Source organism: Arsukibacterium sp. MJ3 (genome assembly GCF_000987765.1).
Lineage (GTDB): Bacteria > Pseudomonadota > Gammaproteobacteria > Enterobacterales > Alteromonadaceae > Alishewanella.
The window spans coordinates 1-424 of sequence record NZ_LAHP01000193.1 but is presented as its reverse complement, the minus strand read 5'-3'; the positions used below and the strand labels follow the sequence as shown (position 1 = coordinate 424).

General features: G+C 38.7%; 1 protein-coding gene. It reads left to right on the top strand.

The window, feature by feature from the left end; all coding sequences use genetic code 11:
- Positions 1-424 (top strand): hypothetical protein (locus VT06_RS18340; RefSeq protein ID WP_046555608.1); only part of this gene is annotated, 424 nt, incomplete at both ends.

The following is a 424-nucleotide window of genomic DNA, read 5'->3' as shown; positions in this document are numbered from 1 at the left end:
ATATTAGGGGCTTTTTTCAAGACGCACGCTAAGCCAGCCCTTGGATACACTAACGTTGCAACAAATATATTTACTCACTTGGGCAGTCTGAGTTCATTCTTAGATGATGACGCAAATACTAATATCAAAAATTTAAAATACTGGTGTTCAAGCGAAGAAGGTATCGAGAGGCTCACAAGTCTCACTGAGTGGTACACTGATCTTTCATCTTTAATTACGGTCGAGCTTCTAAACGAGCGAATTGATTATTTACATGAAAAACTAACTGAGTATGCCGATAAGCTCGAGGCTAGGTATCCAAAGAAAAAAAATATTCTAGAGTCAAAACAGTTGTTAGAAGTCCTATTCGAGTTAGGACTTTTGCCAGGATACGCATTTCCAACAGACTTGGTGAGTCTTGAAATTGTAAAAATCACCACCGACC